This window comes from Streptomyces sp. RK62, assembly GCF_018070255.1.
Lineage (GTDB): Bacteria > Actinomycetota > Actinomycetes > Streptomycetales > Streptomycetaceae > Streptomyces > Streptomyces nigra.
In genome coordinates this window covers 103,742-116,575 of sequence record NZ_JAGPYD010000005.1, presented here as the reverse complement: position 1 = coordinate 116,575, position 12,834 = coordinate 103,742, and the positions used below count along the sequence as shown (strand labels likewise).

The window sequence follows — 12,834 nt, the reverse complement described above, 5'->3', positions numbered from 1 at the left end:
CTACGTCCCCGAGACGAGACAGCTAGGACGCCTGTGACACGACCCGGTGTGATCCAGGTCTCGCAGCTCTCCGCCGCATGTCGGGGCACGACCCGGAGTGCGATGCGGGCGGCGTCCCGGCGTCTTGTCGAGGAGTTCGAGCGCTTCGTGAAGGACAACGGACTTGTGAGGGGCGAGGGCGTGGCGTCGGACCCCGGCGGGGCGTCCGACGCCAAGAAGTAGCCTGGGGCACCGTACCGATGGTCGCGCACCGGATGCGTGCCGTCAGTGTCAGGGCAGCTCGAGCAGGGAGCCGGGAAGAAGACGTATGAGTGAACCCGACGCACAGACCACCGCCGAGAAGCTGCGGACGATCGTCAGTGAGCTGTCGGAGCGCTTCTACGAGCGGGACGACGTCGTACGCACCCTGGTCGTGACGTTGCTCGCCGGACAGCACTCCCTGATGCTCGGGCCGCCCGGCACGGCCAAGTCCGAGCTGGCCCGGGACCTCACCTCCAGGGTCGAAGGAGCCTCCTACTGGGAGATCCTGCTGTCGAAGTTCACTGCTCCCACCCGGATGTTCGGCCCCATCGACGTCGGTGCCTTGGCTCGGGGCGAGTACCGCCAGGTCTACGAGGGGCGCGCCACCACCGCCCATGTGGCGTTCATGGACGAGATATTCAAGTGCTCGACGGCGGCGCTGAACGAGACGCTGGGCTACCTCAACGAGCGGATCTACCACCCGGAGAACGGCGGTGAACCCATCCGGTGCCCTCTGATCGGCGCCATCACGGCGAGCAACGAACTGCCCGACGCGGACGACTCGGCCGCCATCTACGACCGTCTGCTGGTCCGGATCGAGATCGGCTATCTGACCGACCCCTCGAACTTCGCCGCCCTGGTCCGTTCGGCCGTCCGCGCCCCGGCACCGGCGTCCACGCCGACGACGATTCACTTGAGCGAGCTGCAGGAGGCCGTGACGACGACGGTCCCGGCCGTCGAGGTGCCGGACGCCATGGTCGACGCCATCTGCACCCTGCGGGCCGCCCTGCGCCGCAAGGAACTCATCGCCTCCGACCGGCGCTGGCGGCAGGCGGTCGGCCTCCTCCAGGCGTCCGCCTACCTCGACGGCCGGACGGAGGTCACCGAGACCGACCTGTCGATCCTGACCCACGTCCTGTGGAACTCCCCGGCCGAACGTCCCGTCGTCGAGCGCGAGGTGCTGCACCTGGTGAATCCGGACGCCAAGGAGGCGCTCGACCTGTCCGACACCCTCGACGAGCTGGAGACCCAGCTCGACGCCATGGCCGGCCAGTCCCGGGAGGCGCTGAGCGACTGGGTCATCAAGAACGCCCACAACAAGCTCGCCACAGCGGGTAAGCGCCTGGAGCAGCTGCGGTCGGAGGCCGCGGGCGCCGGCCGCTCCACGACCACCATCGACCGCGTCACCCTGCGCCAGCGCGCCGTACGCGCCCGCGTGCTCACTGAGGCTCTCGGCCTGGACACGAGCATGGTGGACGCCCAGCCATGACCCGCGACGACTCACACCCCGCCCCGCCTCAGGAGACCGACACACCGTCCAGCGCCGTCCCCGCACAGCGGCACACGACCACCGTGGTCGCGGACCGCTTCGACCTCGCCACATGGCACGACACCCGGGCGCAGTCGACCGCTCTGCGTGACCTGGCCGCGGAGCTGAGCGCACGCCATGACAGTGCGATCGATCTGCTCACCGACGTGTTCCTGGCCGCGTACCAGGCCCGGCCACGGCTGCACGACCGTGCGACGGTGGACCCCGCCCGGCTGGTCAATCATCACATCCTCACCTCGCTCATGGAGCCACCGGAGTTCGCCGAACTGCGTCGGACGACCGCCGGTGACGCCTACGCAGCCGCCATGTCCGTACTCGCCATGTCCACCATGCTGCGCCGCATCCTCGAGCACGCCGACGAGGCCGAGCAGGCGAGGAGGGCTCAGCTCAAGGCCGAGAGAGCTACCGCTCAACTGGCGGAGGCGGTACGGCAGTCGGACGGCGATGTCGACGACATGGATCAGGCGTTGCGCGAAGCAGCCGAGACGGCCCGCACCGCATCCGTGCAGGCCATGGACAGTGCCACGCAGGCCCTGACCGCCGCGGCCCCGGGCATGCGGGCGGCCGCCCACGCCGCGGCGGCGCAGGCCGCCACCGCCGCACGGCGTGAAGCCGAGCTCCTCCGGGCCTGGGGTGTGGGCTCCGCTCAGACCGAGCGGTTGCCGTTCGCCGAACGCCTTCGGCTCGCCGAACGGCTGGCCACCAGCCGGCTCGCCCAATGGGCCGACCTGATCGGCCGCTTCCGGCAGATGGCGAGCGGCGAGCGGGCCCGCAAGGTGGAGCACACCAGCGGCGAACTGGTCGGCGTCACGCTCGGCGACGATCTCTCCCGCATCGTCCCCTCCGAACTGGCCCACCTGGGCCTGCCCCCACTGCGAGCCGTCTTCGCCGCCCGCTTCGCGGCCGGGGAGCTCATGCTCTACGACAGCCGCGGCGAGCACTCCTCCGGCCGTGGCGCGATCATCGCGTGCGTCGACACGTCGCACTCCATGTACGAGGAGGGGCCCGGGGGCGTCACGAGGGAGGCGTGGGCCAAGGCCTGCGCGCTGGCGCTCCTGGACCAGGCCCGGCACGCCCGGCGGGACTTCGTCGGCATTCTGTTCTCCGCCGCCGACAAACTGCAGGTGTTCCGGTTCCCGGCCGACGAACCCGCCCCTGTCGAACGGGTGTTGGAGTTCGCCGAGACCTTCCTCGGGGGCGGCACCGACTACCAGCGACCGCTCGGCGCGGCGGCAGAGCTGCTACAGCAGGAGTTCGACGACGCGGCCCGCTCGCGCGGCGACATCGTGATGATCACGGACGACGACTGCGGCGTCACCGAGGCTTGGATGCGCCAGTGGAAGGAGACCAAGCGCCGGCTGGGCTTCCGGGTGTTCGGCGCGGCCGTCGGCGTCCCACCCGCGGCCGCCGCCGAGTCGGTCCTGGACGTGCTGTGCGACAACCTGCGCTCGATCGAGGACCTCACGGACGTGCACGCGGCAGCCGACCTCTTCCGCGTCATCTGACCGGGCCGGGGACAACTCACAGACTACGTACGGTCGTTCGCAGGCCGGAGCCCGTGCACAGCACCCTTGATCGTCTTCTGGACGACGCCTAGGCTCCCATGCCCATGGACACGGGGGGCACAGACGGCAGGCGGCAGGCGTGGCATGAGGGGCCGGTCACGCGTCGTGTCGCCGCAGGTCTGCTGGCGGGGGCGGGGCTCGTCACGCTGGGCACGCTGTTCGTCGTGCTGCCGGGAGTGGTGGTCGACCACGACCTGGCCGGGGCGAGCGTCGCCGCCCAGGATCGCCTGAAGGCGGTGAACGACGTCCGTACGACGCTGCTGCAGGTGGTCGGCGGCCTGGTCGTGCTGTTCGGCGCGTACGCCACGTGGCGGCAACTGCGGGTGAGTCAGGACGGGTTGCGTGCCGCCCAGGAGGGTTACGTGACCGATCGGTTCAGCCGGGCCGTCGACCAGCTCGGCAGCGACAAACTGGATGTGCGCATCGGCGGACTGCACGCGCTGTGGCGGATCGCGGAGCAGTCCGCCCGCGACCGGGAGGCCATCATCTCCATCCAGGCCGCGTACCTGCGGACGCACCTGCCCTGGCCACCCGCCGCGCCGGAATCACCGGCGGCGGACGCGCCCATCAACGACGTGGCACCCCTGGAGACCCGCTCCGCCGACGCCCAGGTGGCGCTGACCGCGCTCGGTGTCCTGTGTCAACACCGGGAGCAGTCCTGGGTCAATCTCAGCATCACCGACTTGCGCCGGGCCGACTGCGACGGGCTGTGGTTCCCCGAGGTCAACTTCGACCGCGCCTGCTTGGAGGCGGCCGGCTTCTACCGCGCGAATCTGACCCAGGCGTCGCTGGTCTCGGTCAACCTGCGGCACGCCGACCTCACGACTGCGATCCTCCGCCGGGCTCGATGCGTTCTGGCCGACCTTCGGGCCGCGAAGCTGGTGGCGACCGACTTGCGTGACGCCGACTTCACCGAAACCGACCTGCGGGAGGCGAACCTCCGCAAGGCCGACGCCCACGGTGCGGTGTTCCACCGCGCCGACCTCCGTATGGCCGATTTGCGCGGCACCGACCTGAGCACCGCCGACCTCGGTGGAGCACGCCTGACCGGCGCCCTGGCGAGTGAGCGCACCCGCTGGCCCAGCGGCTTCGACCACTCGGCCGCCGGGGTCGTCGACACCGAAGACCCCGGGCCTGAGCCCTCGCCCCTCCTCCAGCCGCCCACGCTGACGTGGCAGGCGCCGCCGCTGAGATCCAGTCCCTGACCGAGTCGCGCCGGTCGGTCCGGCGTCGACCAGACTCCGCCCGACCGACGTCACCGCTCCTGTGCCGCGTCATACGGATGGACGCCGGGCAATGCCGGTTCCGCGGCCGGTGCTCTGGCAGAGTCGACCCGTGTTCCGTATCGCCGCCACTCCACGCACATGACACCGACCGAGCAGCACGCCGAGGGCGCGGGGCCGTTCACGACCCGGCTCACATGGCAGCCGCCCAGCGGGGGGACCGCTGTCTGGGAGTCGAGGCCCGCCCGGCGCCGGGGCGTCATCACGGCCGGTCCGCCCGGAGCACCGGCCGGCGGGAAGGTCGGTGTCGACGCCCGCACACGCGACCGGCTGCGCAGGCTCAACACGATCGCGGCGACCGCGTTCGTCATCGGCGGCGCGCTCTTCGCGGCCGGCGCCGGTGTCGCCCAGTTCGGCTCGGGAGACGCCACCACCTGCGCCTCGATCTACTTCGCCGGGGGTCTGTTCTTCAACACCGGCGGCTATGTCTCCCTGCTCCAGGTCGTCAACGCCCCGCGCCACGAACCCGGAGGCGAAGGGCGTCTGTTCACCCGTTCCTGGCGCTGGTGGAGCTACGAACCGGCCCGGGTGGACTGGCTGAGCGCGCTCGTCCTCTTCGCGGGCACGCTGGTGTTCGCCGTCGACCTCCTGGACTCCTTTCTGCAGGGCCTCAGTGTCCAGCAGGTGAACCGGCTGATCTGGGCGCCGGACGTCATCGGCTGCCTGCTGTTCCTGATCTCCGGTCATCTGGCCTTCGTGGAGATCTGCCACCGCGCATACCCCTGTCTACGCCGCCGCGATCTGGGCTGGTGGATCGTCGCGGTGAACCAGATCGGGTCCGTCCTGTTCATGATCTCCGCAGTGGCGGCCTACACCCGCCCCGCCACCGGCAGCCTGGTCAACGCCGACATCGCCAACTGGGGCACCCTCCTCGGCGCCGGTTGTTTCTCGCTCGGCGGCGTACTCCAGCTGTACGAGCGGCCCTGACCTCGACGTGATCGGACAGGCCGGTGGGGTGGCGGTCCGAAGCAGCGTCAGACGCGTTTCGTGCACCGGTCCAGGAGCTCGCGCAGTCGGGGGACGTCGTCGGGGGTGCTCAGGCCGCGCTTGGGCAGGATCTCGACACACAGGATGTTGGGGTCGCGGCTGAGCAGGGCGAAGTGGCCCTTCGTCTCGCGGTAGCCCTGGTACACCGACCACTTCTGGATGAGCGTGGTGTGGTCGCTGCTGGTCGTGATGCCGGACGGGGACACGGTCGTGCGGTACTCGCCCTGCCATCCGACGAGCCGCTGCACCTGGGCGGCCTGCGCCCGTGGGTAACCGGCGACGAGGACAAGGACGAAGAGGAAGAGCACGGTGGAGACCGGTTCGACGTCGCCTCGGCGGACGGTGCCCAGCAGCCACTGAGCCACCCACAGGAAGAGGAACACGGCCCGCAGCACCAGCCCCCACCGCTTGATCCGCTGCCGCGCCCGTATACCGGCCAGTGTGTCAGCGGGCTGCGGACGGTACACCAGGTGCACCGCCGTCTCCTCCACGCCGGTGGCGTGGCTCTCCTCGGCTCCACTGGTGACTTCGCGGCCCTCGGCCATGGTCCCTCCCCCGTTGGACGACCCGCGGATAGTACCGGTCCGCGATCACGTCGCGATACGGCGGTGGGGGCGGGCGGCCCGAAGCGACTTCCCTGGCCGTGCGATCAAGGGCTCGACGTGGGCTCCCGGCGGCCGAGGAAGTCGAGCAACCGGTCGTTCAACTCGTCCGGCGCGGTGAGCGGGAGGGAGTGATGCGTCGCGCCCGGGAGTACGGCCACCTCGCCGTGCCGGAGCGTCCGACGGGCCTTCTCGGCGACCTTGGCGGTGTGGTGTGCGCGACTGAGCTCCGCGAGCAGGATCAGTACCGGCATGGGCAGTTCGGCGGTCCGTGGTCGGCCACCGGTGATGAACTTGCGGCCGGGGACCGTGGAGGCCAGGGCGTAGAGACGCTGCCACGTCTCGTCCGGACGGGTGCCGGCCGCCTCCGTCTCCCAGGTCAGGAAGGCGCGGGCACGTGCCTCGGTCGGGCGGAGCAGGGTGGGCAGGGCGCGCAGCAGGTAGTTCGTGCGGAAACCGGTGAAGACCTGGGTGGGATCGACGAGGGCGAGGCGTCCGACGCGCTGGGGGGCGTGGAGTGCGTACGTGACGGCGATCCAGGCGCCGTAGGAGTGGCCGCACAGGTCCGTACGGGCGAGCCCGAGTCCGTCCAGCAGGGAGTCCAGCCAAGTCGTCAGGTCGCCGGCGTTCCTGAAAGGCGTGCCCCGGCGCTCGGTGCGGCCGGCGTCGCCCATCAGGTCGACCGCGTACACCCGGCGCCGACGGCCGAGGGCCGGGGCGTTGGCGAACCACACCAGGCCGGTGGCCGAACCGCCGGGGAGCAGCACGAGCGGGCTGCCGTCCGCCGGGCCGTACGCGTGGACGCGGGTGGGCCCGTACGGGGTGGGGACGTCGAGCTTTTCGGTGGAGTCCGGCCAGCGTGCGCGGAGTTCGTCGTAGGAGAGGTCGAAAGCGGTCAGGGACACGGAGCATTCCTCTCGCCCAGCAATTATCTCGCTCAGCGAGATACTATGCGCAGATCCGCAGGAGAGGGGAGGGTGCTGTGGACGATCGGGACCCGGTCATGGGGCTGGTTCACCTGCTGCGTGCGGTGACCGTCGAATTCGACCTGCTGGGCGCCGAGTTCGCCGCCCGTCGGGGGCTGCATCCCACCGACGTACGTGCGTTGATCCACCTCCTGGACGCGGCGCGGGCCGACATCCGCGCCACGCCGGGCTGGCTCGGCGAGCAACTGCGCCTGAACTCGGCCGGGACGACGGCCTTGGTGGACCGCCTGGAACGGCTCGGACTCGTCCGGCGCAGCAGGGACACCGCCGACCGGAGGCGCGTACTGCTGGAGGTCGAGGACAAGGCCCGGCAGCTCGGGTGGGCCTTCTTCGGACCGCTGATCGACGAGGTGGTGGCGGCCGCGGAAGGCCTCGACGAGGGCGAGTTGGAGGCGGTTCGCCGCTTTCTGACGTCAGTGCTCACGTCCGCGGCACGGGCGCGGACTGTCGGGTAAGTCTTCTCGGGTCAGCACCACGTTCGGGTCGACGTCCAGGCCCAGCCTCGTGAGTGGACCGGCCTGGCTCAGCCCGCGTGCAGAAAGCGTCTGGCGTCACCAGGGCTCTCCTGTGGACGGGTCGAGGCCTGCCTCCAAACGCCGTTGCTGCTCACGCCAGTTGACGAAGGAGTGCTTCTTCGGAAGGACGACACTGATCGTCTCCTCCCGGAATTCCTCATCGGTGAGCAGCCTGTGCAGGAACTCCCCCATCCCGGAGGAGTGGACCTGGAACTGGGGGTTCGTGTGCCGGCCGCAGACGAGTACCGGCCATACATCGGGATCGTCGCCCGTCCTCAGCCAGCAGTAGATGTCGGCGCCGCTGGTGACGCCCCAAGCCAGCATGGAATCCGGGTCCACATCCAGGACTCTCCGACCGCCGCACATCTCCCACGTGCCGCGGGCGTTCGCCGTCTCGTCCTTCAGCCCTGAACCGTCCGAGTAGGCCTCGGGTCGCGGTACCGGCAGCAGTATGCCGATGGACTCACTGAGTTCCCCTGCCCCGTACACCTCCATGAAGGCGACATAGTCGGCGGGGAAGCGGGTCCCCCAGATCTCCTCCGGCTCGTTCCAGTCGATCCGCTCGTCCACGCCGTGCGTCGTCGGCACGACCTGCGCCAGCGCCGTCACCACCGGATGTCCACCCACTTCCGCTCCCCCACTCACAGCCCACATCCCACATCGTCGAAGAGCCACAATCTACGTGATCACGCCCTCCGGGGGCACCGGGCTCCAAGGGCGGCCGAGGGTCCACCACCCGTCCCTGATCTCGCGAGGAAGTCCTCCACATAGGTGCGGTGATGCGGGGCATGCGACACCTACCATCGAAAGGAGCCAACCGTGGTAATCGTCGGCGTGATCGGCATTTGTGTCGTACTGGCTGTTCTGGCCTTCTTCATCCCTCGCCTTTCCCGGCACCCCGAACGTGGCACGCAACGCACGCTCGGTGCCGGTGCGCGAGCGGGGGGCAAGGCGCCCGGTCCCCTGGGCCGCCTCTTCAGCAAGCCCTTCCACAGCAGCTCGCGTGCGGTGGGCCGCAGCGGGTCGGCGGGGCGCCGGGTTCGGGGCCGTATGCCCTTCTGAGCAGTGTGGATGTCGAGCGGGGAGGACACCGCACACCCGGCTCGATGCGTGACGAGTGCGCCATCGCGGCAACCCGCGAGGCGACGGACTCCAACGGTGGACACCTGGGGCACGCCTTCTGAGCGTGTGGCACGGGCCCGGCATCTTCGTGATGCCGGGCCCTCCGTCTGCTCACGCGATGATCAGGCGGAGGCCGAGGTCTGCCGCGTCCAGGTCGGCGAGGTCGCCGTTGCGCTCGGTCCACCGGCCGGACTCCAGGTCGTCGCCGAGGGTTCGCACCGCGCGCTGCTCGGCCTCCGGGCCGACCCGGGTCCACACCGACATCGCGCGGCGCACCGGCTCCTGCAGATACGCCCCCGGTCGACGCCAGTACGCCTCGAACAGGCCGTCCGCGCAGTCCCACGGGATGGGTACCGGCTCGGTGCGGGCCTCGATCGCGTCGGCCATGCCGGCGAGTGAGGGGAACCCCGCGAGGACACCGGCGAACTCCGGCAGATAGTCCCGGGTCAACCAGAATCGGTCCTGCCATCCGGGCTCGTCGGTGTCGAAGGTGAGCACGACGACGCGGCGGGCGACACGCCGCATCTCGCGCAGCCCCGCGAGCGGGTCCTCCCAGTGGTGCACGGTGGACACGGCCATCGCGGCGTCGAAGGAGTCGTCCTCGAACGGCAGGCTCTCCGCTGCCGCCGCCACACACGGTGCCGAGCCGACAGGGCGCTGCCGCCTCATGACCGCCGACGGTTCCACGGCGGTCACCTCACGCCCCGCGGGCTCGTAGTTGCCCGTGCCGGCGCCGACGTTCAGAACCGTCTGCGCGTCGCCGAGTGCGTCGAGGATCTGGGTGGCGATCCGTGGTTCCGTGCGGCGCGTCGCGGTGTACGCGCCGCCGATCGCGTCGTACAGGCGCCCGCCGAGCGCCTCCAGCTGCTCCTCCGGTGTCACCGTGAGCCCCCTCCCCCTTGCTTCGAGTTCCCTGTCCAGGGCCGCCACCATGGCGTCGGCGCGGTCACGCCGTTCCAGCAGCAGGCCACGGAGCTGGAGCAGGCGCGCGACCACGTCGGTCGACGCGTCACCCACCAGTTCCGCGATCTCACGCAGCCCGAGGCCCAGCCGCCGGTAGGCCAGCACCTCCCGAAGCCGCTCGACGTCCTCCGCCGAGTACGCCCGGTACCCCTTCGCGGTGCGCGCCGACGGACGTACGAGCCCGATCGCGTCGTAGTGGTGCAGCGTGCGCACGGTGACGCCGGCGAGTTCGGCCACGCGTCCCACGGTCCAGTGATCCTCCACGGCCCCGACTATGGGGCCTGACGCCACGTGAGGGTCAAGGGGCGCCGGGCAGGGTGACCGCACCTGCGTCAGGAGGCATCCGCCGTGTCGGATCTCGACAGCCAGATCCCCTACTGGAACTCCGCCGCGGCCACGAAGACGTTCACACATCCGCTCCACTCGCCCTGGCTCGCCGGAATCGGCAAACACGGCGGTGCCCTCTAGGTCAGTGACTTCCTGCTGCAGGAGGAAGAGCGCAACCGCGCGCGCTACGCCCGGGGCTCCTCCCACTTCGACGACTACGGCGTCTTTGAGACGGAAGACGGTGGGGTATTCAGGCATCATTCGCGCTCATGGTTCTTCTCGTTGCTGCGCGACTTCACGACCGTGGCCCGTCGGGACATCACCGTGAACACCATGAGCGGTCACGAGGCGAGGGGGATCCAGATACTGGGCCACAAGCCTGTCTCCGGCCCCCACGACTGAGCGCAGGCTGAGTCCGGCACGGGGGTGGTCATGACGGGATCCGAGGGCAGGCCCTGGTTGTTCGTCAGCCACGCGGGGGCCGATCTGGCGTGGGCCGAGTGGGTGGCCTGGCAGTTGCGGGACGCCGGGTACGACGTCGAGTTGGACTCCTGGCACTGGGGTGCCGGGGACAACGTCATCGTGCGGATGGACGAGGCCCTCGCGCAGCGTCGGATGGTGGCGTTGTTCTCGGCCGCCTACTTCGACCGCCGGAGATGGACGACCGAGGAGTGGACGGCGGTGATCGCCGGCCGGGATCAGCTCGTCCCGGTCCGCCTCGACGACTCGGCGGCGCCACCCATGTTGCGGGCGCTCAAGGCCCCGGCGCTGTGCGGGATGGGCGAGGAGGCGGCCAGGCAAGCGCTGTTGGCCGCGGTCGCCGGGCCCGTCGGGGCACCCGAGGTACGACCGCCGTTTCCCGGCGGTGATGGACACCGTGGCCGCTCACCGTCGGCGGGGCCTCGGCTGCCGGGGACGCTGCCCCGGGTGTGGAACGTACCGGCGCGCAATCCCGGACTCGTCGGCCGTGACGAACTCCTTGTCGACCTTCGCGGCCGGCTGGCGAGCGGGCCCACCGCCGCGCCGGTCGCTCTGCACGGACAGGCGGCGGTGGGCAAGAGCCAGGTGGCCGTCGAGTACGCGCATCGCTTCTGCGGCGACTACGAGTTGGTGTGGTGGGTGCGGGCGGAGGACCCGGCGCTCATCCCTGACCAGCTCGCTCGGCTGGCCGTCGCCCTCGGCGGCGCTGACGCGACCACATCCGCCCAGGACGCCGTACCCGCGCTGGCGGCGGAGCTGCGGTCGCGGGCGCGCTGGCTCATCGTGTTCGACAACGCCGAGGACCCTGAAGCGGTGGCCGCATGTCTGCCGTCCGGAGCGGGACACGTCCTGATCACCTCGCGCAACCCGCGCTGGCACGAGCTCGCCACCCCTGTCCCTGTCGGCGTACTGGCCCGCAGGGACTCGGTCTCGCTCCTGCGGGCCCGCACACCATGGCTGACGGCCACGGATACGGACCGGCTCGCGGCGGCGCTGGACGACTGGCCCCTCGCCCTGGTGCAGGCGGCCGAGGTCCTGGCCACGACGAGCGTGCGGGACTATCTGGAGCAACTCGCCGACAGGGCCGGAGAGGTGACCGACGCGGGCAAACCGCTCGACTACCCCCGGACGCTGGCCGCGCAGATACGGCTCAGCATGCGACGTCTGCGCGCGCAGGATTCCCAGGCCGCCCAGGTTCTGCACGCCTGCGCGTTGCTCGCTCCGGAGCCGTTCACCCTGCCGGTCCTGGAAGGCCGCCGGCGCCCTGGGGCCTCGTCGTTCATGGGCCAGGTCCTGGTCGACCGGATCGCGCGGAACCGTGTAGTGACAGCGCTACAGCGACACGGGCTGGCGCGCGTGGAAGGCGGCGCCCTTCATCTGAACCGGCTCACCCATGCCGTCATAGCCGCCCAGCTCACCGTCCCTGAGCGTGCAGCCGCCGCTCGCCACGCCAGCCTGCTGCTCGCCGCCGCGTTCCCAGGCCGTGCCCAGGATCCGGCTGCCTGGCCCGGCTGGCCCGATCTGCTCCCGCATCTGCTCGCCATCGCGCCCGGCGATCTGGTGACGGACGCCGCACGCCTGGCCGCCTGCGAGGCCTGTCAGTACCTGGTCGACCGCGGCAGTGCTACGGCCGTACTCCCCCGGCTCGAGAGCCTGCACCGCACCTGGACCGCGGAGTTGGGCGTCGATCACGCCGCCACCTGGCGCGCCACCGCCTGCCTGGCCCGGGCCGCCGCTGCCGTCGCCGATCATCACCGCGCCCTCTCCCTCCACCGCGGCCTCCTCGACCGGCAACGGCAGGAACTCGGCGCGGACCATCCCGAGGTTCTGCGTACCGCCGCGAACCTGGCCGCCGACCTGATGGATCTCGGACAGACCGACGAGGCACTGGTTCTGGCTCAGGACACGCTCCATCGATACCGACAGGTCGTGGGCGAGGAGCACCCCGAGACGCTCGCCGTCGCATCCACCGTGGCGGTCTGTCTCGCGGGACTGGGGCGCGTGGAGGAGGGCCTGGCCCTCGCCCAGGACACCGTGAGCCGGCAGCGGCGGGTCCTCGGCGAGGACCACCCCGACACGCTGTTCACCGCCTCCAACATGGCAACCGATCTCGCGGAGTTGGGGCGCCTGGCCGAGGCGTGCGACCTGGCCGAGGACACTCTGCTCCGCCGACGGCGGGTCCTCGGCGACGACCATCCCGAGACTCTGGACATCGCGTCCAACCTGGCGGCGACCCTGGCGGGGCTGGGCCGGATCGACGAAGCCGTCCGCATCGCCCGCGACACCGCCGAACGCCGTCGGCGGGTCCTCGGCGAGGGCCACCCCGACACCCGACTCAGCGTCGCCCTCCTGAACGCGATCGGCATCACCGATCCGATCGGGCCTGATGGCCCTACAGCTCCTCGGCCTGCGCCGAGCGACTTCGACTGAACAC

General features: G+C 70.7%; 12 protein-coding genes. 8 read left to right on the top strand and 4 right to left on the bottom strand.

Annotated features, from left to right (window positions below; all coding sequences use genetic code 11):
* Positions 1-33 precede the first annotated feature (33 nt).
* The 5 genes from KBY32_RS11435 to KBY32_RS11415 all read left to right on the top strand — a co-directional run bounded on the left by KBY32_RS11435 (position 34) and on the right by KBY32_RS11415 (position 5,345).
* Complete coding sequence (locus tag KBY32_RS11435) at positions 34-222, top strand: hypothetical protein (RefSeq protein ID WP_210979839.1); 189 nt, start codon at positions 34-36, stop codon at positions 220-222.
* Between the two features lie 85 nt (positions 223-307).
* On the top strand, positions 308-1,510 hold the full coding sequence (locus KBY32_RS11430) for an AAA family ATPase (protein WP_210979838.1): 1,203 nt from the start codon (positions 308-310) through the stop codon (positions 1,508-1,510).
* Complete coding sequence (locus KBY32_RS11425) at positions 1,507-3,075, top strand: VWA domain-containing protein (RefSeq protein ID WP_210979837.1); 1,569 nt, start codon at positions 1,507-1,509, stop codon at positions 3,073-3,075. The genes KBY32_RS11430 and KBY32_RS11425 overlap by 4 nt, the downstream gene beginning before the upstream one ends.
* A gap of 104 nt (positions 3,076-3,179) precedes the next feature.
* Complete coding sequence (locus tag KBY32_RS11420) at positions 3,180-4,340, top strand: pentapeptide repeat-containing protein (protein WP_247689321.1); 1,161 nt, start codon at positions 3,180-3,182, stop codon at positions 4,338-4,340.
* Between the two features lie 159 nt (positions 4,341-4,499).
* Entirely contained in the window at positions 4,500-5,345 is an 846-nt protein-coding gene (locus KBY32_RS11415; RefSeq protein ID WP_210979836.1) for a hypothetical protein, read from the top strand.
* A 47-nt stretch (positions 5,346-5,392) separates the two neighbouring features.
* Here KBY32_RS11415 and KBY32_RS11410 read toward each other — a convergent pair whose 3' ends face one another.
* A complete protein-coding gene (locus KBY32_RS11410; protein WP_210979835.1) occupies positions 5,393-5,950 on the bottom strand; it encodes a YcxB family protein in 558 nt (185 codons plus the stop codon).
* Positions 5,951-6,054: 104 nt separating this feature from the next.
* Positions 6,055-6,912 carry an alpha/beta fold hydrolase gene (locus tag KBY32_RS11405; RefSeq protein ID WP_210979834.1) on the bottom strand — a complete coding sequence of 286 codons (858 nt, stop codon included), beginning with the start codon at positions 6,910-6,912 and terminating at the stop codon, positions 6,055-6,057.
* 98 nt (positions 6,913-7,010) lie between these two features.
* Here KBY32_RS11405 and KBY32_RS11400 point away from each other — a divergent pair, with 98 nt between their 5' ends.
* Positions 7,011-7,448, top strand: coding sequence for a MarR family winged helix-turn-helix transcriptional regulator (locus KBY32_RS11400; RefSeq protein WP_210979833.1), 438 nt, complete (start codon positions 7,011-7,013; stop codon positions 7,446-7,448).
* Positions 7,449-7,544: 96 nt separating this feature from the next.
* Here KBY32_RS11400 and KBY32_RS11395 read toward each other — a convergent pair whose 3' ends face one another.
* Positions 7,545-8,135, bottom strand: a complete 591-nt coding sequence (locus tag KBY32_RS11395) for an SMI1/KNR4 family protein (protein ID WP_308293698.1) — start codon at positions 8,133-8,135, stop codon at positions 7,545-7,547.
* Between the two features lie 192 nt (positions 8,136-8,327).
* Between KBY32_RS11395 and KBY32_RS35270 the strand changes: the two genes are divergently transcribed.
* A complete protein-coding gene (locus KBY32_RS35270; RefSeq protein WP_308293697.1) occupies positions 8,328-8,570 on the top strand; it encodes a DUF6411 family protein in 243 nt (80 codons plus the stop codon).
* Between the two features lie 171 nt (positions 8,571-8,741).
* Here KBY32_RS35270 and KBY32_RS11390 read toward each other — a convergent pair whose 3' ends face one another.
* Positions 8,742-9,839, bottom strand: a complete 1,098-nt coding sequence (locus tag KBY32_RS11390; RefSeq protein WP_210980039.1) for a MerR family transcriptional regulator — start codon at positions 9,837-9,839, stop codon at positions 8,742-8,744.
* A gap of 513 nt (positions 9,840-10,352) precedes the next feature.
* Between KBY32_RS11390 and fxsT the strand changes: the two genes are divergently transcribed.
* Positions 10,353-12,830 (top strand): FxSxx-COOH system tetratricopeptide repeat protein, encoded by a 2,478-nt coding sequence (gene fxsT, locus KBY32_RS11380; protein WP_210979831.1) that lies wholly within the window; start codon positions 10,353-10,355, stop codon positions 12,828-12,830.
* The last annotated feature ends 4 nt before the right edge of the window (positions 12,831-12,834 follow it).

Excerpts from the sequence above, each read along its gene's own strand:
- KBY32_RS11425 (WP_210979837.1), top strand. The coding sequence starts at position 1,507 with ATGACCCGCGACGACTCACACCCCGCCCCGCCTCAGGAGACCGACACA.
- KBY32_RS11400 (WP_210979833.1), top strand. The coding sequence starts at position 7,011 with ATGGGGCTGGTTCACCTGCTGCGTGCGGTGACCGTCGAATTCGACCTG.
- fxsT (WP_210979831.1), top strand. The coding sequence starts at position 10,353 with ATGACGGGATCCGAGGGCAGGCCCTGGTTGTTCGTCAGCCACGCGGGG.
- KBY32_RS11415 (WP_210979836.1), top strand. The coding sequence starts at position 4,500 with ATGACACCGACCGAGCAGCACGCCGAGGGCGCGGGGCCGTTCACGACC.
- KBY32_RS11430 (WP_210979838.1), top strand. The coding sequence starts at position 308 with ATGAGTGAACCCGACGCACAGACCACCGCCGAGAAGCTGCGGACGATC.
- KBY32_RS11410 (WP_210979835.1), bottom strand. The coding sequence starts at position 5,950 with ATGGCCGAGGGCCGCGAAGTCACCAGTGGAGCCGAGGAGAGCCACGCC.
- KBY32_RS11420 (WP_247689321.1), top strand. The coding sequence starts at position 3,180 with ATGGACACGGGGGGCACAGACGGCAGGCGGCAGGCGTGGCATGAGGGG.